The organism is Micromonospora halophytica, from assembly GCF_900090245.1.
Taxonomy (GTDB): Bacteria; Actinomycetota; Actinomycetes; order Mycobacteriales; family Micromonosporaceae; genus Micromonospora; species Micromonospora halophytica.
The window spans coordinates 1-18,280 of sequence record NZ_FMDN01000006.1; the positions used below are offsets into that span (position 1 = coordinate 1).

Here is an 18,280-nt window from a genome sequence, read left to right on the forward strand (position 1 = left end):
AGCGGGAAGCTCGCTTCAAGATGAGGTATCCCACCCACTTTGTGGGGTAAGGCCCCCAGCTAGACGACTGGGTTGATAGGCCGGAAATGTAAGCCCGGTAACGGGTTCAGTTGACCGGTACTAATAGGCCGAGGACTTGACTACCAAGCTGCTACGCGTCCACTGTGCAACTCCCGACAAACGAACAACACACCATGTGGTGGTGTTGTTTGATATGTCGATAGAGTTACGGCGGTCATGGCGGAGGGGAAACGCCCGGTCACATTCCGAACCCGGAAGCTAAGCCCTCCAGCGCCGATGGTACTGCACTCGGGAGGGTGTGGGAGAGTAGGACACCGCCGGACAATCTTCCAGTCGAGGGCCGCCCCATCCGGGTCGGCCCTCGACTGCGTAGCGCCGTTGGTGGCGCAATGAGGAAGGATGTACCTGTGAGTTCAGGACCGCAGGGCGGAGATCGTCCGCGCCGTTACGAGGACCGTTCGGACCGCCCGCAGGGGCGGGGTGCTGGCCCGCGTCGGGACGACCGTCCCCCGTACCAGGGAGATCGTGACGACCGGGGCGGCCAGCGCGGTGGCAGCGGCGACCGTGGTCGCGACGGCGGGGGTTTCCGCGGCGGTGACCGTCGTGAGGGTGGCTTCCGTTCCGGTTCCCGCGACGGTGACTCCCGCGGCGGCGGTTTCCGCCGGGACGGTGACGCGCCGCGTGAGGGTGGCTTCCGTGGTGGCGACCGTCGTGAGGGTGGCTTCCGTTCCGGCCCGCGTGAGGGCGGTTTCCGCCGGGACAACGACGGCGGCTTCCGCGGCGGTGACCGTCGTGAGGGTGGCTTCCGGCGGGACGGCGAAGGCTCCCGTGACGGTGGGTTCCGTGGCGCTGGGTCCCGGGGTGGTGACCGTCGTGAGGGCGGCTTCCGATCGGGCCCCCGAGACGGTGACTCCCGGGGCGGCGGTTTCCGCCGGGACGGTGACGCGCCGCGCGAGGGCGGTTTCCGTGGTGGCGACCGCGAGCGTGGTTTCCGCCGCGACGGTGACAGCGGTCCCCGGGGCGGTGAGCGTCGCGAGGGCGGCTTCCGCGGCGGTGACCGTCGCGAGGGTGGCTTCCGTGGCGGCGACTCCCGTGAGGGTGACTCCCGCGGCGGCGGTTTCCGCCGGGACGGTGACGCGCCGCGTGAGGGTGGCTTCCGGGGCGGCGACCGGCGCGAGGGCGGTGTCGGCGACCGTGCGCGTGAAGGTGGCTTCCGCCGTGACGGGGAGGCTCCGCGTGAGGGTGGCTTCCGCGGCGGTGACCGTCGTGAGGGTGGCTTCCGTGGCGGCGACTCCCGTGAGGGTGACTCCCGCGGCGGCGGTTTCCGCCGGGACGGTGACGCGCCGCGTGAGGGTGGCTTCCGGGGCGGCGACCGGCGCGAGCACGGCGGGGGCGACCGCGAGCGTGGTTTCCGCCGCGACGGTGACAGCGGTCCCAGGGGCGGTGACCGCCGTGAGGGTGGCTTCCGTCGCGGCGGCGAGGCACCGCGTGAGGGCGGCTTCCGTGGTGGCGACCGTCGTGAGGGCGGTTTCCGTTCCGGTCCGCGTGAAGGTGGCTTCCGCCGTGACGGGGAGGCTCCGCGTGAGGGTGGCTTCCGCGGCGGTGACCGTCGTGAGGGTGGCTTCCGTGGTGGCGACCGTCGTGAGGGTGGCTTCCGTGGTGGCGACCGTCGTGAGGGTGGCTTCCGTGGTGGCGACCGTCGTGAGGGTGGCTTCCGCCGTGACGGGGAGGCTCCGCGTGAGGGTGGCTTCCGCGGCGGTGACCGTCGTGAGGGTGGCTTCCGTGGTGGCGACCGTCGTGAGGGTGGCTTCCGTGGTGGCGACCGTCGTGAGGGTGGCTTCCGCCGTGACGGGGAGGCTCCGCGTGAGGGTGGCTTCCGGGGCGGCGACCGTCGTGAGGGCGGCTTCCGTGGTGGCGACCGTCGTGAGGGCGGTTTCCGTTCCGGTCCGCGCGAGGGTGGCTTCGGTGGCGCTGAGCGTCGCGAGGGTGGCTTCCGTGGGGGCGACCGCCGCGAAGGCGGTTTCCGCGGCGGTGAGTCCCGTGAGGGTGGCTTCCGTGGTGGCGACCGCCAGGAGGGCGGCTTCCGCCGCGACGGTGACCGCCGCGAGGGCGGTTTCCGTTCCGGCCCGCGTGAGGGTGGCTTCCGCGGCGGCGACCGCCGCGAAGGCGGCCCCCGTGGTGGTGACTCCCGTGAGGGTGGCTTCCGTGGTGGCGACCGCCGTGAGGGCGGCTTCCGCCGGGACGGCGAGGCACCGCGTGAGGGCGGCTTCCGCCGGGACGGTGACCGCCGCGAGGGTGGCTTCCGGGGCGGCGACCGGCCGCGTCCGGAGCGGGGCGGCGAGCGCGGTGGCTACGGTGACCGGCCGCGTCACGACGACCGGCGTGGCTTCGACGACCGGCGTCCGGAGGGCGGCTTCGGCACCGACCGGGAGCGCCAGGACGAGGCCGAGGGAGCCCGGGGTGCCGCGCCGGCGCTGCCGGACGAGATCTCCGCGAGCGACCTGGACACGGCGGTCCGTGCCGAGCTGCTCTCGCTGAACAAGCCGGTCGCCGAGACCGTCGCCCGGCATCTGGTCGCCACCGGCCAGCTGATCGACGAGGACCCGGCCGAGGCACTCGCCCACGCGATGGCGGCCCGGCGGCTGGCCTCGCGGATCTCCGCGGTGCGGGAGGCGGTCGGGCTGGCCGCGTACCACGCGGGGGAGTGGCAGACGGCGATCGCCGAGCTGCGCACGTACCACCGGATGACCGGGTTGCAGAGCCACCTGGCGGTGCTGGCCGACTGCGAGCGGGCCCTGGGGCGTCCGGAGCGGGCGATCGACCTGTTCCGGGGTGCCGACCGGGAGAAGCTCGACCAGGCCGTCGCCATCGAGCTGCTGATCGTGGCGGCCGGCGCTCGGGGTGACCTCGGGCAGAAGGACGCCGCCGTGGCGATGCTCCAGGTCCCGGAGCTGACCGCCGACTCGATCGAGCCGTGGACGGGTCGGCTGCGCTACGCGTACGCGGACGCGCTGCTGGCGGTGGGCCGGCGCGAGGAGGCCCGGGAGTGGTTCTCCCGTGCCGCCGACGTGGACACCGACGGCGAGACCGATGCCGCGGAGCGGCTGCTGGAGCTCGACGGCGTGCTGATCGAGGGCGACGACTCCGACGAGGAGCCGGCCGAGGAGACCGCCTCGGGTCCGGGCACGCCGGGTGCGGTGTCGGCCCGGCCGGACGCCGACCTCACCGCCGACCTCACCGTCGACGACGACGGGGACGACCTCGACGACGATGACGAGGATGACGACGACGACCTTGACGACGACGAGGATGACGACGACCTCGACAGCGACGAGGACGACGACGATGACCTCGACGACGAGGACGACGAGGACGACGAGGACGACGACCTCGACGGCGACGGGCTGACCGACGACGAGCACACCGACGGGCAGGCCACCGCAGTGACAGACCGGGCTGCCGGCGAGCGGCCGGCGGGCACCGACGAGTCGGAGCCGGGTCGGCGATGACCGAGGTCGCCGGGGACCGGCTGGTCGACGGGTACTCGTTGGTCGTCTTCGACCTGGACGGGGTGATCTACCTGATCGACCGGCCGATCCCCGGCGCGGTCGAGGCGGTCGGCCGGCTGCACGCCGACGGCCGGGCGGTGGCGTACGCGACGAACAACGCCTCACGCCGCTCCAGCGAGGTCGCCGACCTGCTCACCGGGATGGGTGTGCCGGCCGAGCCGGCTGAGGTGCTGACCTCCGCCGGGGCCGCCGCCGAACTGCTGCGGGACCGGTTCCCCGCCGGCGCCCCGGTGCTCGTGGTCGGCGCGGAGGCGCTGCGCGCCGAGGTCCGGGCCGTCGGGCTCACCCCGGTCGCCAGGGCCGACGAGTCGCCGGTGGCGGTCGTGCAGGGGTACGGCCCGCAGGTGGGCTGGGTTGACCTGGCCGAGGCGTCGGTCGCCATCCGGGCCGGAGCGACCTGGATCGCCACCAACACCGACCGCACCCTGCCCAGCGGTCGGGGCCCGCTGCCCGGCAACGGCTCCCTGGTGGCCGCCCTGCGGCACGCCCTGGACCGGGCGCCGGACGTGGTCGTCGGCAAACCTGAGCCGGCCCTGTTCGCCACCGCCGCCCGCCGGGCGGGACAGGGGCGGACGCTGGTGGTCGGGGACCGGCTGGACACCGACATCGAGGGTGCCCGGCGAGCCGGTCTGGACAGCCTGCTGGTGCTGACCGGCGTCAGCGACGTACCCGAACTGCTGGCCGCTCCCGAGTCGCGGCGCCCCGCGTACGTCTCCGAGGACCTGGCGGGGCTCTTCGACCCGGCGGCCGTGGTCGCCGTCCCCGGAGAGCCGGAGACCGCCGGGTGGTCCGCCACCCTGGTCGACGGCGCGGTGGAGTTGAGCGGTGCGGGCCGGCCGTTGGACGCCCTGGCGGCGCTCTGCGCGGCCGCCTGGTCCGGCGACCAGGTGTCGAAGGTGCGGCCCACGACGCCGGAGGCGGAGCGGGCCCTGGAGGCGCTCGGCCTGCCGGCCTGACCGCTCAGAGCAGCTTGCGTAGCTTCATCAGGTCGAACGGATTGGCCTTGATGGACACTCGGCGGGAGGCGACCGCCTTGGTGATGTCGAGCCGGCCGTGCACCAGGGCGACCAGGTCGTCGCTGCCCGTGATCAGGGCGATCTTGGCTTTCGGGTCGTCGCCGTCGCTCAGGTCGACCAGCCGGCCGCCGACGAGCCGCCCGTGGAACGCGGTGTCCAGGTCGGTGATCCGGCAGGCCAGGGTGCGATCCAGGTCGATCTTCCCCGGCATCTCGGCGTGCCGGTCCAGCCGGGTCGCCAGGTCGTGCAACGCCTGCCGGCACTCGTCCACGCTGGCCACATCGTCTCCTCACCGCACGCCACGCCGTTTCCCGGCACCGTACCGCAATGGGTTGTCGGGAGCGCCCGGTAGCGTGAGACCCGCACATCCCGCCCCGCGGAAGGACTCAGGCATGCAGGACGCGTGGCGCGCCTACCTCGAGCTGGCCATGGGCCTGACGGAGGCGCCCCGGAAGAAGGCCCAGGACGCCGTACGCCGGGTGGCCGGCACGGGCGGCGCGACGGCCGCCCAGCTCCAGGCGCTCGCCGAGGAGCTCCTCTCCACCGGCGCGGCCAACCGTGAGGCGCTGACCAATCTGGTCCGCTTCGAGGTGGACCGGGCGCTGGGCGCGGTCGGGCTCGCCACCGCCGACGAGGTCGCCGAGCTGACCCGCCGGGTGCACGAGCTGGAACGCGAGCTGCGCGAGGCCAAGGGCGGGCCGGGGGCGTACCTCGGCGCCGCCGCGCCGGACACCACCGTGCCGCCCGTCGGGGCGTCGGCATCCGCCGCCCCGGCCGGAGCCGGGACCGGCCCGAGCGGGGCGCCGCAGGCCGGGGTCGGTGGGCCGTCCGGGGCCGCGCCGACGAAGGCGGTGGCCAAGAAGGCGGTGGCCAAGAAGGCGGTCGCGAAGAAGGCCATCGCCCGCAAGCCGCCGGCCGCCGTGTCGACCACGCCGGGCGAGCCGGCCGCCCCCGCCGCCCGGCCGGTGAAGAAGGCCGCGCCGCGTCGACGCGCCACGGGCGGCGCGGAGTGACCGGCGCACCCGGGAGCCGGTCGTGACCGGCCCGTTCCGCCCCGGCCCGCCGCCGGGAGCCCGTCCGAGGCCGTCGCCGGGGCCGCGTCCCGGTCCGCCGTCGGCCGCGTCGTACGAGGAGGTCGGCGAGGCGCACCATCCGGCGGTGGACGCCGCCGTGCAGGCGATGGTCAACGCGGAGGGGTTGCCCCCGGCCGACCAGATCGCCCAGTACGAGGCGGCGTACCAGACGCTGCGGGAGACCCTCGCCACCATCGACCAGACCTGAACGACCGGAGAACCACCCCATGGCACGTCGTACCCGCCTCGACGCCGAACTCGTCCGTCGCGGGCTGGCCCGCTCCCGGGAACAGGCCGCCGCGCTGGTCGAGGCCGGCCGGGTCCAGTTGCGTGGGGTGCCGGCCCGCAAGCCCGCCGCGATGGTCGACCCCGCCGACCCGCTGCGGGTCACCGGGGAGGACCCGTCGACCGAGTACGTCTCGCGCGGCGGCCACAAGCTCGCCGGCGCGCTCGCCGCGTTCGCCCCGGGCGGGCTGACCGTCGCCGGCCGGCGCTGCCTGGACGCGGGCGCCTCCACCGGCGGCTTCACCGACGTGCTGCTGCGCGCCGACGCGGCCGAGGTGGTCGCGGTGGACGTCGGCTACGGCCAGCTCGCCTGGCCGCTGCGTACCGACGAACGGGTCCGCGTCTTCGAGCGCACCAACGTCCGTACGCTGACTCCCGAGGTGATCGGCGGCGAGGTCGACCTCACGGTGGCGGACCTCTCCTTCATCTCGCTGCGCCTGGTGCTGCCCGCCCTGGCCGGGTGCACCCGGGCCGACGGCGACCTGGCGCTGATGGTCAAGCCGCAGTTCGAGGTCGGCAAGGAACGCGTCGGCGCGGGTGGCGTGGTCCGGGACCCGGCGCTGCGCGCGGAGGCGGTGCTCGACGTCGCGGCGGCCGCCGCCGATCTCGGGCTGGGCCTGGCGGACGTGGCGGCCAGCCCGCTGCCGGGGCCGAGCGGCAACGTCGAGTTCTTCGTATGGTTACGCCGCGGCGCGCCGGCGGCCGACCCCGAGCGGGTGCGCGCCGTCGTGGCGGCCGGGCCCGAGGGCCTGGCGACCTCCGGCGCGCTGCCGGAGGCGGAATCCGGGGAGGTGTCAGGGTGAGCGACGAGCGGAGCCCGGTGATCGGGTACGGGAGGCTGACCGGCGTGAGCGTCAGCGACTGGGTGAGCCCCGCCGGCAGGCACGCGGAGGTCGACCGGTGAGCCGTACCGCGCTGCTCGTGACGCACACCGGCCGCCGGCGCAGCACCGAGCACGCCCGCACCGTCGCGGCCGACCTGATCGCCGCCGGTTTCGAGGTACGGGTGGTCGCCGAGGAGGCCGACGACCTCGACCTGCCCGGTGTGGTGCCGGTCACCGGCCCGGAGGCCGCCGAGGGCGCCGAGATCGTCTTCGCCCTCGGCGGCGACGGCACCTTCCTGCGCGCGGCCGAACTGGCCCGCCCGGCGAAGGTTCCGCTGCTCGGCATCAACCTCGGCAAGGTCGGCTTTCTCGCCGAGGCGGAGATCGACGACCTGGACCTGGCCGTACGCGACGTGGTCGGGCGCAACTACACCGTGGACGAACGGCTCACCCTCGACGTGACCGCCGAGTTCGACGGCGGCCCGACCATCGAGTCCTGGGCGCTCAACGAGATCAGCGTCGAGAAGGGCGAGCGGGCCCAGATGCTGGAGCTCCTCGTCGACGTGGACGGCCGGCCGCTGTCCCGGTACGGCTGCGACGGTGTGGTCTGCGCGACCCCGACCGGCTCCACCGCGTACGCCTTCTCCGGTGGCGGGCCGGTGGTCTGGCCCGAGGTGGAGGCGCTGCTGCTGGTGCCGATCAGCGCGCACGCGCTGTTCAGCCGTCCGCTGGTGACCGCGCCCACGTCCACCATCGCCATCACCGTGGACCCGTTCACCACCCTCGCGGTGCTCTGCTGCGACGGTCGGCGGGTCTTCGACCTCCCACCGGGCGCCCGGGTGACGGTGCGTCGCGGCGCACTGCCGGTGCGTGTCGTCCGGCTGCGGGACCGGCCGTTCACCGACCGGCTGGTCGCCAAGTTCGACCTGCCCGTCCAGGGTTGGCGGGGCAACCGCAGGTGACCGACGGCCCGGCGGGTGTGAGCCGGGCCGGCCGTCCACAGCCGGGCCGTGCCGGCTGGTCAACTGTCGGGGGCCGCGTCTACTGTCGGTTGCTGTGCTGGAAGAGCTGCGCATCACCGGACTGGGCGTCATCGAGGACACCACGCTGCCGTTGACCGGCGGGATGAACGTCATCACCGGCGAGACCGGTGCCGGCAAGACGATGGTGGTGACCGGCCTCGGTCTGCTCTTCGGCGGCCGGGCCGACGCCGGGCGGGTCCGGGCCGAGCCGGGCCGGGCGCTGGTCGAGGGGCGGCTGCGCCTCGACGGCCGGGTCGCCGACGCGGTGCACGCCCGGATCGTCGACGCCGGCGGTGAGCCCGACGAGGACGGTTCGCTGCTGATGAGCCGTACGGTCACGGTGGAGGGTCGCTCCCGGGCCCACCTCGGCGGGCGGAGCATGCCGGTGTCGATGCTCGGCGAGGTCGGTGAGCAGGTGGTGGCGGTGCACGGCCAGTCCGACCAGCTGCGCCTGCTGCGCCCGGCCGAGCAGCGGGCCGCGCTGGACCGGTTCGCCGGCCCGGCGCACGAGAAGCTGCTCGACGCGCTGCGCGAGGCGTACGCGCGGTGGCGGCACGTCGTCGACGACCTGGCCGACCGGCGGCGCAACGCCCGGGAGCGCAGCCAGGAGGCCGACCTGCTGCGGCTGGGGTTGGACGAGATCACCCGGGTCGCCCCGCAGCCGGGCGAGGACGACGAGCTGAAGGCCGAGGCGCAGCGGCTGGAGCACGCCGAAGGGCTGCGCACCGCGGCCCAGCTCGCCCAGCAGTGCGTGGCGGGTGGGGTGGAGACGGCCGACGACACCCCCGACGCGACGACGCTGCTCGGCACCGCCCGGCGCACCCTGGAGGCGCAGGCCGGCACCGATGCGGCCCTGGGCGAGCTGGCGGCCCGCCTGGAGGAGGCGGCGACCCTGGTCGCGGACGTCTCCGCCGAGCTGTCGGCGTACCTGGCGGCGCTGGACGCCGACCCGGCCCGGTTACAGACCGTCTACGAGCGGCGGGCCGCGTTGCGCGCGTTGACCCGCAAGTACGCCGACGACGTCGACGGCGTGGTGGCCTGGGCCGAGCGGGCCCGCACCCGACTGTCCGACCTGGACACCTCCGACGAGCTGCTGGACGAGCTGGACAAGGAGGCTCAGCGCCTGGCCGGCGAGGTGGCCGACCTGGCCGGCCGGGTCTCGGCGTCGCGGCGGGAGGCGGCGACCCGCTTCGCCGAGCAGGTCACCGTGGAGCTGGCCGGGCTGGCCATGCCGCACGCCCGGATCGAGGTGGCCGTCCTGCCACGCCCGGCGGGGCGGGCCGAGCCCACGCTGACCGTCGACGGCGCCCAGGTCGGCGTCGGTCCGGACGGGGCCGACGAGGTGGAGCTGCGGCTACTGGCCCACCCGGGCGCGCCCTCGCTGCCATTGCAGCGGGGCGCCTCCGGCGGTGAGCTGTCCCGGGTGATGCTCGCCATCGAGGTGGTCTTCGCCGGTTCCGGTGGCCCGCCCACCCTGGTCTTCGACGAGGTCGACGCGGGGGTCGGCGGGCAGGCGGCGGTGGAGATCGGCCGCCGGCTGGCCCGGTTGGCCCGCAGCCACCAGGTGCTGGTCGTCACCCACCTGCCGCAGGTGGCAGCGTTCGCCGATCGTCACCTGGTGGTGGCGAAGGACACGGGGGGAGCGGTGACCACCAGCGGGGTGCGGGTGGTGGAGGACACCGAGCGGGCCCGTGAGCTGGCCCGGATGCTCGCCGGTTTGCCCGATTCGGACCTGGGTATCGCTCACGCGGAGGAGCTGCTGGCCGTGGCGGCCAAGGAAAGGCGGCCCTGACCGTCACGATTGTGAGCGGAGGCACACCAGCCTGCGCTCCGGTGTGCTTCCCTGGGTAGGCGGCCCTGCTCAGGCATGTCGCGACAGTTGAGCCTGCCTCCCATGCCAGGATGGTCACGATGCGTCTACCCACGTTGCGCCGGACCCGGAACGCGGATCCGGGCTCAGTCCTCGGCACCGCCCGCCTCGACCGTCGTACCAAACGGCTGGTCGGCCGGCTCCGCCCCGGCGACATCGCGATCATCGATCACGTCGACCTGGACCGGGTGGCGGCCGACTCGCTGGTCGCCGTCGGCGTCGCCGCGGTGCTCAACGCCAAGCCGTCGGTGTCCGGCCGCTACCCCAACCTCGGCCCCGAGGTGCTGGTGGCCGCCGGGATCCCGCTCCTGGACGACCTCGGCGAGGGGATCTTCGAGCGGGTCCGTGAGGGCGACACCGTCCGGATCGAGGGCAACACCGTCTACGTCGGCGACGAGCCGGTGGCGCACGGTGAGCTCCAGGACGCCGAGACGGTGGCCAAGGCGATGGCCGACGCCCGGGAAGGGCTGTCGGTCCAGCTGGAGGCGTTCGCCGCCAACACCATGGACTACCTCCGGCAGGAGCGTGACCTGCTGCTGGACGGGGTGGGTGTTCCCGACATCCAGACCCAGATCCAGGGCCGGCACTGCCTCATCGTGGTCCGTGGCTACGACTACAAGGAAGACCTGGACGTGCTGCGCCCGTACATCCGGGAGTTCAAGCCGGTGCTGATCGGCGTGGACGGCGGCGCGGACGCCCTGGTCGAGGCGGGCTACACCCCCGACATGATCATCGGCGACATGGACTCGGTCACCGACGACGTGCTGCGCTGCGGGGCCGAGGTGATCGTGCACGCGTACCCGGACGGGCGGGCCCCGGGCCTGGCCCGGGTCACCGGGCTGGACGTGCCGGCGATCACCTTCCCGGCCGCCGCCACCAGCGAGGACCTGGCCATGCTGCTGGCCGACGAGAAGGGCGCCTCCCTGCTGGTCGCCGTCGGCACCCACGCCACCCTGGTGGAGTTCCTGGACAAGGGGCGCGGTGGCATGGCCTCCACCTTCCTCACCCGGCTGAAGGTCGGCGGCAAGCTGGTCGACGCCAAGGGCGTGAGCCGGCTGTACCGGCAGAGCATCTCCGGTTCGTCGCTGCTGCTGCTGGTCCTCTCGGCGGTCGCCGCGATGGCCTCCGCGGTGGCGGTCTCCACCGTCGGGAAGGCGTATTTGGGCGTGGCCTCCGAGTGGTGGGACAATTTCGTGTTCCAGCTCGGCCAGCTCTTCTAGCTCCCGACCGATCAAGAGGCTGCAAGCGTGATCAACTTCCGGTACCACGTGGTGTCCCTGACCGCGGTCTTCCTGGCGCTGGCCATCGGCCTGGTGGTCGGCACGGCCGCCCTCAACGGCCCCGTCGCGGACTCGCTCAGGGAGACCGTCAACGGGCTGCGCAAGGACAACCAGCAGATGCGCCAGTCGGTCAACAGCATGCAGAAGGAACTGGAGCTCGAGGAGGAGTTCGCTGCCCAGATGGCGGAGACCTTCCTGCCGGGCAAGCTCGCCGGCAAGCGGGTGCTGGTGCTCACCACGCCGACCGGGCGGGAGCACACCGAGGGCGTGTTGAAGATGCTGGAGACCGCCGGCGCCGACGTCACCGGCCGGGTCGACATCCAGGACAAGTTCGTCAACCCGGACAACAACACCAACCTGATGGAGCTGGCCGTCACCGCCGCCCGCCCCAGCGCCCCCGCCTCCGCGCTGCCCGGCAACGGCAACGGCGTGGAGACCTCCAGCGCCCTGCTGGCCAGCGTCCTGCTCGACCGCCCCCAGGGCACCCCGGCGGTGACCGAGGCCGACCGCAAGGCGGTGCTGGCCGCGTACTCCAACGGCGGCTATCTGACCGCCGAGGAGCCGGTGAGCGGATCGGCCGAGGCGGTCGTGGTGGTCAGCGGGCAGCCGTACGTGGACAAGGACTCCGCCAAGAAGGACGAGTCGGTGGTGAAGATCGCCGAGCAGTTCGACCGCACCGGCGCGATCGTCGTCGGCGGCAACGGCTCCGACGGCGGCAACCTGGTGGCCATCGTCCGCGGCGACCCGGTCCTCGCGCAGACCATCTCCACCGTCGACAACGCCAACACCGTGCAGGGACAGCTGGTCACCACCCTCGCCCTGGTGCAGCAGCTCACCGAGAAGAAGGCCGGCCAGTACGGCGTCGGCGACAACGCCGCCGACCTGCTGCCTAGACTGCCCCAGTGAGCGAACGACGTACCCCGGTGACCGGATCCCGCCCGCCCGCGCCGTCCGGGGGTGTCGCGTGAGCGCGCTCGGGCGGCTGCTGGCCGCCGCCGCCGGCGCCGCCGCCGCCCGTTACGCGCTGCGGGAGATCCGCACCGCCCCGGTCGGTCCGGCGCTGGAGCGGACCAACTTCCGCGGCCGTACGGTCACCCTGGCCGCCGGGCCGGCCCTCGCCGTCGGCGCGTCCGGCGCCGGGGCGCTCGGCGCGTCCAGCGTCCCCTCCGGCGCGGCCGCCCTGGTCGCCGGACTCGGCGCCGGCGCGGTCGGGCTCTACGACGACGTGGTGGGCGCCCGCCCGGAGCAGAAGGCCGCCAAGGGCTTCACCGGCCACCTCGCCGCGCTGCGCGAGGGCCGGGTCACCGCCGGCACGGTCAAGGTGCTCGGGGTCGGCGCCGCCGGCCTGGGCGCGGCCGCGCTGCTCGCCGCCGACCCCCGGGTCGCCGCGCACCGCCGCCGGCAGCGGCAGGGCACCCTCGGCCGGGCGGTCGACGTGCTGCTCGGCGCCGGCGTGGTGGCCGGCACCGCCAACCTGCTCAACCTGCTCGACCTGCGCCCCGGCCGGGCGCTGAAGTCCGGCCTGCTGCTCGGCGCCCCGCTCGCCCGTGGCCCGCACGGTGGCATCGCCGCCGGGGCGGTCGGCGCGGCGTCCGGGCTGCTCGACGAGGACCTCGACGAGCGGGTGATGGTCGGCGACAGCGGCGCCAACGCGCTCGGCGCGCTGCTCGGCGTGGCCCTCGCCGCGCGTACCGGCCCGGTCGGGCGGGCCGCTGTCCTGGCCGTGCTCGCCGGGCTCACCGCCGCCAGCGAGAAGGTCAGCTTCACGGCCGTCATCCAGCGCACCCCCGGCCTGCGTGAGCTCGACGAGCTGGGCCGGCGATCCGACTGACGTGACCAGACCGGCACCCCTCGCCGGCGCCGGCCGGCTGGCCGGAGCGGCCGCCCTCATCGCCGTGCTCACCGTGGTCGCCCGCCTGGCCGGGTTCGGGCGTACCGCCGTGTTCACCTGGGTCGTCCAGCGCAGCGACCTCGGCGGCATGTACGTCATCGCGAACACCGTCCCGAACATCATCTTCGAGATCGTCGCCGGTGGGGCGCTGGCCAGTCTCGTCGTACCGCTGCTGGCCGGCCCGGTCGCGGCCGGCGACCGACGGGTGGTGGCCGCCACCACCGGGGCCTTGTTGACCTGGACACTGACCCTGCTGGTGCCCCTCGCGGCGCTGGTCGCGCTGCTCGCCGATCCGATCGTCGCCGTGATCAGCGACGCCCGGACCCCGGCCGAGCTGGCCGCGGGCGCCCGGATGCTGCGGGTCTTCGCGCCCCAGCTGCCGCTCTACGGGGTGGGAATCGTGCTCACCGGGGTGCTCCAGGCCCACCGGCGGTTCGCCTGGCCGGTGATCGCGCCCCTGCTGTCCAGCGTCACCGTGATCGTGGTCTACCTGGCCTTCGGCCTCACCGAGGGGCGGGGGGCGTCGATCGCCGAGGTGGGCCGGGGTGCGGAGCTGATCCTGTCCGGCGGCACCACCCTCGGCGTGGTCGCCCTGTCGCTGTCGTTGCTGGTTCCGCTGCGCCGGCTCGGGCTGCGGCTGCGCCCCGGATACGGCTTTCCGGCCGACGCCCGGGCCCGGGTCGGCGGCCTCGCCGTGGCGGGGGCGGTCACCGTCGCCGCCCAGCAGCTCGCCCTGGTGGTCGTGCTGAACCGGGTCTCGGGTGGGCCGACCGGCTCGCCGCAGGTGTTCAACCTGGCCCAGACCATGTACCTGCTGCCGTGGGCGGTGCTCGCGGTGCCCCTCGCGATCGCCGCCTACCCGACCCTCTCCGCCGCCTCGGCCGCCGGCGACGAGGAAGGCTACCGGCGTACCCTCGCCCCGGCGGTCCGCGGAGTGCTGCTCTTCAGCTTCCTCGGCGCGGCAGCCCTGGTCGGCACCGCCGAACCGGTCGCCCGGTTCTTCTTCGGCGGCGACGCGGTCGCCCCGACCGCCGCGGCGATCGCCGGATTCGCCCCCGGTCTGCTCGGCTACGCGCTGTTCGCGGTGCTATCCCGCGCCCTCTACGCCCGTGGCGCCACCCGGGCCGCCACCCTCGCCATCACCACCGGCTGGCTGGCGGTGCCCGTCGCCGCCGTCGCCCTCGCCGCCGTGCTGCCGCGCGGCGACCGGGTGCTCGCGGTGACCCTGGCCAACTCGGTCGGCATGCTGCTGCTCGGCGTCCTGCTGGTCGTGGCGGTGCTCCGGACGGCCGGCCGGGCGGCACTGTCCGGGGTCGGGCGGGCCGCGACCGCCGGCCTGCTGGCCGCCGTGCTCGCCGCGCCGGCCGGCGCGGCCACCTCGCGGTGGCTGGGACAGTTCGGTGACGGCACCCCGACGACAGCGGGGGCGCTCGTGCAGGGCATGCTGTCCGGGGCCGTGGTCGGGGTGGTGTTCCTCGCCGTGGCCTGGCTGACGGACCGGCCGGACGTGCGGCCGCTGCTGGCCGGGGCGCAGCGCCGCCTCGGTGCCCGCCGCCGGGCGAAGCCGCGTGACCGGCAGGACGGCGGCACCCCGGGACCAGGGGACGGGAAGGAGACGGTGCCCCGGTGAGCGCGAGGAGTGAGCCGGGTCTGCGAGCCCCGCAGTCGCGAACGGTGGTGGTTCGGTGAGCGCGAGGAGTGAGCCGGGTCTGCGAGCCCCGCAGTCGCGAACGAGAGGTGAGCACGGATGACCGAGGCGACGCCGGCGACGGGCCGGCCCGGCACGGTGGTCCTGCTGATCGCCTCCAGCACCGGCGGCGTGGGCCAGCACGTACGCTCCGTGGCCCGGGGTCTCACCACGGCCGGCACCCCGGTGCTGGTCTGCGGTCCCGCCGCCACCCAGGACCAGTTCGACTTCACCGGCGTCGGGGCCCGCTTCGCGCCGGTGGAGATCCCGGCCAGCCCCACGCCGGCCGACGCGCGGGCCGTCTCCGCGCTGCGCCGGACGCTCGCCGCCGAGACCGTCCAGGTCGTGCACGCCCACGGGCTGCGCGCGGGGCTGGTCGCGGCGCTCGCCCGGCCCGCCGCGCCGCTGGTCGTGACCTGGCACAACGCGGTGCTCGCCGGCGGGCTGCGCGGGCAGCTCTCCCGGCTCGCCGAGCGGGTGGTGGCCCGCTCCGCCCGGGTCGCCTTGGGCGCCTCCACCGACCTGGTCGAGCGTGCCGCCGCGCTGGGCGCCGCCGACGCGCGGCTCGCCCCGGTCGCCGCGCCGACCCTGCCCGCGCCGCGTCGCCGCCGGGCCGCCGTGCGCGCCGAGTTCGGTGTCGCCGCCGACCAGCCGTTGGTCCTCTCGGTCGGTCGGCTGCACCCGCAGAAGCGGTACGACGTGCTGGTCGACGCCGCCGCCCGCTGGCGGGGCCGGACCCCGCCGCCGGTGGTCGTCATCGCCGGCAGCGGGCCGGCGTACCTGCAACTGGCGGCCCGGATCTCCACCGCCCGCGCGCCGGTGACCCTGCTGGGCCACCGCACCGACGTGGCGGACCTGCTCGCCGGCGCGGACGTGGCGGTGGTGACCAGCGACTGGGAGGCCCGCCAACTCTTCGCGCAGGAGGCGCTGCGGGCCGGCGTACCGCTGGTGGCGACGGCCGTGGGCGGGCTGCCGGAGCTGGTCGGCGACGCCGCGGTGCTGGTGCCGGCGGGCGACGTCGACGCGGTCGACGCGGCGGTGCGCACGCTGCTGGACGACCCGAGCCTGCGGGCCGACCTGGTCCACCGCGGCACCGCCCGGGCCGCCACCTGGCCCACCGAGGAGGACACCGTCGCCGCGCTGGTCGCCCTCTACGCCGAACTGGGCCCCGACCCCGCCGGGCCGGCGACGCCCGGCGCGGACACCCCGTCGACGGGACGCCGGTGATGCTGCGCAGACTCACCCCGTTCCTGCTCACCCTCGTCGTGGTGGTGCTCGGCGTGACCGCGTTGGCGGCGCGTCCGGAGACCGGCGTGCCCCGACGCACCGCCGACTTCGTGGTGCTGGCCGGCGTGGCCGGGCTGCGCTGGGAGGACGTCGACCCGCAGAACACGCCGACGTTGTGGCGGATGGCCCAGCGGGGCTCGATCGGGTCGCTGTCCACCCGCTCCGCGCACCGCCCCACCTGCCCCGTCGACGGCTGGCTCACCCTCGGTGCGGGCAGTTACGCCGCCTGGAACGGCAGCCGGCAGCAGGGCGCCTGTCCGCCGGCCAACGTCGCGATCGAGCAGCCCGACGGGATCGGCGCCAACCTGCCGGACCAGGGCGGCGTGGTCGCCCACAACGCCGACCGGCTGCCCTGGGGTGCGGTGCCCGGTTCGCTGTCGGAGTCGGTGCGCTGCTCGGTGGCGGTCGGTCCGGGCGCCGCCGTCGCCGCCGCCCGTCCCTTCGGGCGGGTCGACCGGTACGCGGCCGAACTGCCCGAGGATCCCGCCGACCTGCTCGGCTCCTGCGTGCTCAGCATCGTCGACCTGGGCGCGGTGGCCGGCGACGACCCGGCGGTCCGGGCCGAGGAGGCGCGGGCGGCGGACGCCGCACTGGCGAAGGTGCTGGCCGCGCGCCCACCCCGCTCGCTGGTCATGGTGGCCGGGGTCTCCGACACCGAGGCGCCGTCGCGGCTGCACGTGGTGGTCGCCGACGGGCCCGGCTGGGAAGGTGGCTGGCTCACCTCGGCCAGCACCGCCCGGGAGGGCTACCTGCAACTGGTCGACCTGGCGCCGACGGCGCTGGCCGCGCTGGGCCGGCCGATGCCCGAGCGGCTCTTCCTCGGTCGTCCGGCGGTACGGGTCGCCGAACGCCCGGACGACCTGGCCGCCGCGATCGCCGCCCCCGCCGACGCCGACCGGGAGGCCGGCGCCCAACGGAGGGTCGCCGGCTGGTTCTTCGCCCTGCTCGCCCTGGCCGAGGTGGTCCTCTTCGTGGCCGTGCTGCCGCTGCTGCGTCGGGCCCGCCGGCTCGCCGGCCCGCACAGCCCGCCGCCGGTCTCCCGACGGGTGGTGGCGATCGTCGAGTTGCTGCTGATCGCCGTCGCGCTCGCGGTGCCGGCCGCCCTGCTCGCCGACGCGGTGCCCTGGTGGCGCGGTGACGACGCGGGCTGGTGGTTCGGGCTGGTCACCGTGGCCCTGATCATCGCCACCACCGCCCTGGTGCGCTTCGCTCCCGGCCACGACCGGACCCTCGGCCCGCTCGGCGCGGTCGCCGGGCTGGCCACGCTGATCGTCGGGGCGGACGTGCTCAGCGGCGCCCGGTTGCAGCTCAACAGCGTGGTCGGCTACTCGGCCCTGGAGGGTGGCCGGTTCTCCGGCCTGGGCACCGTGGGTCTCGGGGTGTTCCTCGCCGGTTCGCTGCTCAGCGCCGGTTGGCTCGCCCAGCGGGTCCGCCGTGGCTGGCGGCCCATGGTGGTGGTCGCCGTCGGCGGCACGGCGATGCTGGTGGTCGGCAGCCCGTACCTCGGCGCGGACCCGATCGGCGCGGTGGCGCTGACCGCCGGGGTGGCCGTGGCGGCCGCGATCAGCACCGGCGGCTGGCTGACCGTGAGCCGCCTGGTCTGGGCCGGCATGGCCGGCCTCGCACTGACCGTCGGGTACGCCGTGGTGGACCTGCGCCGGCCGGCGGAGGAGCGGGGCGCGCTGGGCCGCTTCCTCGCCGCCCTCGGCGACGGCACCGGCGGGTTGACCGTGCACCGGTCCAGCACCGCGAACTTCGACACCCTGGTGAACAGCCCGCTGACCGTGCTGGCCGTGGTGGGCGCCCTGCTGGTCTGGTTCGCCCTGCTCCAGCCCTGGGGTGGGCTGATGCGGCTGTTCGGCATCTACCCGGCGGTGCGCGCCGCGATGGCCGGCACCGCGGTGGCGGCGGTGATCGGCGGGGTGCTCGGTGGCTCGGCCCTGGACGTGGCCGGGGCGGCCGGTGCCCTGGTGGTGCCGATGGCGGCACTGGCCTCGCTACGGGTGCTCGACCACTCCACCGACCGCACCCGGCCGGGGACCGGCCGGCAGCGCGGCGACGGGCCGGACGGGCCGGCCGGCGGCGGCACCCCGGACGGCACCCCGGACGGCGGCAGCGCCCCGGCCACCGGGGGGACCGACGGCGCGGACGCCGCCGGGCGGGTCCCGGGTCGAGCCGGCGTCGACGACGGTCGTGCCGAGGACGCCGCCGGCCCGTCGCCGGCCGGGGACGACCGGCGCAGCGAGGACCGTGACGGCGAGAACCGCGAGGGCGGGAACCCCGGTGCCGGCGGCCGGCCGGCGGGGGAGGGCGACACCGGGACGGGCGGGCCGGTCGTGCCCGCCGCCCGCACCCCGGACCGGGTCGCGCATCCGTCGACCGAGGTCGCGGCGGGGTGACCGGTTCCGGCTCGGGACGTGCCAGGTCGGGTGCGACGCCGGGTCGGAGCGGGGGAG

The 18,280-nt window shown here is 75.3% G+C and carries 15 protein-coding genes and 2 rRNA genes; 15 read left to right on the plus strand and 2 right to left on the minus strand.

Going from position 1 to position 18,280, the window contains the following annotated elements; genetic code table 11:
• Both GA0070560_RS10825 and rrf read left to right on the plus strand, forming a co-directional pair.
• Positions 1 to 144 (plus strand): 23S ribosomal RNA (locus GA0070560_RS10825); the annotation flags it as partial.
• 83 nt (positions 145 to 227) lie between these two features.
• Positions 228 to 344, plus strand: a 5S ribosomal RNA gene (rrf, locus tag GA0070560_RS10830).
• A 90-nt stretch (positions 345 to 434) separates the two neighbouring features.
• Here rrf and GA0070560_RS29780 read toward each other — a convergent pair.
• Positions 435 to 2,645 (minus strand): hypothetical protein, encoded by a 2,211-nt coding sequence (locus tag GA0070560_RS29780; protein WP_281183914.1) that lies wholly within the window; start codon positions 2,643 to 2,645, stop codon positions 435 to 437.
• 3 nt (positions 2,646 to 2,648) lie between these two features.
• Between GA0070560_RS29780 and GA0070560_RS10835 the strand changes: the two genes are divergently transcribed.
• On the plus strand, positions 2,649 to 3,530 hold the full coding sequence (locus GA0070560_RS10835) for a tetratricopeptide repeat protein (RefSeq protein ID WP_245675480.1): 882 nt from the start codon (positions 2,649 to 2,651) through the stop codon (positions 3,528 to 3,530).
• Positions 3,527 to 4,546 carry an HAD-IIA family hydrolase gene (locus GA0070560_RS10840; RefSeq protein WP_091294491.1) on the plus strand — a complete coding sequence of 340 codons (1,020 nt, stop codon included), beginning with the start codon at positions 3,527 to 3,529 and terminating at the stop codon, positions 4,544 to 4,546. The genes GA0070560_RS10835 and GA0070560_RS10840 overlap by 4 nt, the downstream gene beginning before the upstream one ends.
• Positions 4,547 to 4,550: 4 nt before the next feature.
• Here the strand turns inward: GA0070560_RS10840 and GA0070560_RS10845 are convergent, their stop codons facing one another.
• Positions 4,551 to 4,886 carry an SCP2 sterol-binding domain-containing protein gene (locus GA0070560_RS10845; protein ID WP_091294493.1) on the minus strand — a complete coding sequence of 112 codons (336 nt, stop codon included), beginning with the start codon at positions 4,884 to 4,886 and terminating at the stop codon, positions 4,551 to 4,553.
• Between the two features lie 112 nt (positions 4,887 to 4,998).
• Here GA0070560_RS10845 and GA0070560_RS10850 point away from each other — a divergent pair, with 112 nt between their 5' ends.
• The 11 genes from GA0070560_RS10850 to GA0070560_RS10900 all read left to right on the plus strand — a co-directional run bounded on the left by GA0070560_RS10850 (position 4,999) and on the right by GA0070560_RS10900 (position 18,223).
• Positions 4,999 to 5,619: a phasin family protein gene (locus tag GA0070560_RS10850; RefSeq protein ID WP_091294495.1), complete on the plus strand. Its 621-nt coding sequence runs from the start codon at positions 4,999 to 5,001 to the stop codon at positions 5,617 to 5,619.
• Positions 5,620 to 5,641: 22 nt separating this feature from the next.
• Positions 5,642 to 5,887, plus strand: coding sequence for a hypothetical protein (locus GA0070560_RS10855; protein WP_091294497.1), 246 nt, complete (start codon positions 5,642 to 5,644; stop codon positions 5,885 to 5,887).
• Between the two features lie 19 nt (positions 5,888 to 5,906).
• Complete coding sequence (locus tag GA0070560_RS10860; protein ID WP_091294500.1) at positions 5,907 to 6,767, plus strand: TlyA family RNA methyltransferase; 861 nt, start codon at positions 5,907 to 5,909, stop codon at positions 6,765 to 6,767.
• 97 nt (positions 6,768 to 6,864) lie between these two features.
• Positions 6,865 to 7,749: an NAD kinase gene (locus GA0070560_RS10865; protein ID WP_091294502.1), complete on the plus strand. Its 885-nt coding sequence runs from the start codon at positions 6,865 to 6,867 to the stop codon at positions 7,747 to 7,749.
• A gap of 94 nt (positions 7,750 to 7,843) precedes the next feature.
• Entirely contained in the window at positions 7,844 to 9,601 is a 1,758-nt protein-coding gene (gene recN, locus GA0070560_RS10870; RefSeq protein WP_091294504.1) for a DNA repair protein RecN, read from the plus strand.
• A 119-nt stretch (positions 9,602 to 9,720) separates the two neighbouring features.
• A complete protein-coding gene (gene steA, locus GA0070560_RS10875; RefSeq protein WP_091294506.1) occupies positions 9,721 to 10,899 on the plus strand; it encodes a putative cytokinetic ring protein SteA in 1,179 nt (392 codons plus the stop codon).
• A gap of 27 nt (positions 10,900 to 10,926) precedes the next feature.
• A complete protein-coding gene (locus tag GA0070560_RS10880) occupies positions 10,927 to 11,865 on the plus strand; it encodes a copper transporter (protein ID WP_091294508.1) in 939 nt (312 codons plus the stop codon).
• Positions 11,866 to 11,923: 58 nt separating this feature from the next.
• Positions 11,924 to 12,790 (plus strand): hypothetical protein, encoded by an 867-nt coding sequence (locus GA0070560_RS10885; RefSeq protein WP_091294511.1) that lies wholly within the window; start codon positions 11,924 to 11,926, stop codon positions 12,788 to 12,790.
• A 1-nt stretch (position 12,791) separates the two neighbouring features.
• Positions 12,792 to 14,480: a murein biosynthesis integral membrane protein MurJ gene (gene murJ, locus GA0070560_RS10890; RefSeq protein ID WP_091294513.1), complete on the plus strand. Its 1,689-nt coding sequence runs from the start codon at positions 12,792 to 12,794 to the stop codon at positions 14,478 to 14,480.
• Between the two features lie 117 nt (positions 14,481 to 14,597).
• Positions 14,598 to 15,764, plus strand: coding sequence for a glycosyltransferase family 4 protein (locus GA0070560_RS10895; protein WP_091294515.1), 1,167 nt, complete (start codon positions 14,598 to 14,600; stop codon positions 15,762 to 15,764).
• Positions 15,764 to 18,223, plus strand: a complete 2,460-nt coding sequence (locus tag GA0070560_RS10900) for a hypothetical protein (protein WP_245675466.1) — start codon at positions 15,764 to 15,766, stop codon at positions 18,221 to 18,223. The genes GA0070560_RS10895 and GA0070560_RS10900 overlap by 1 nt, the downstream gene beginning before the upstream one ends.
• Positions 18,224 to 18,280 lie beyond the last annotated feature (57 nt).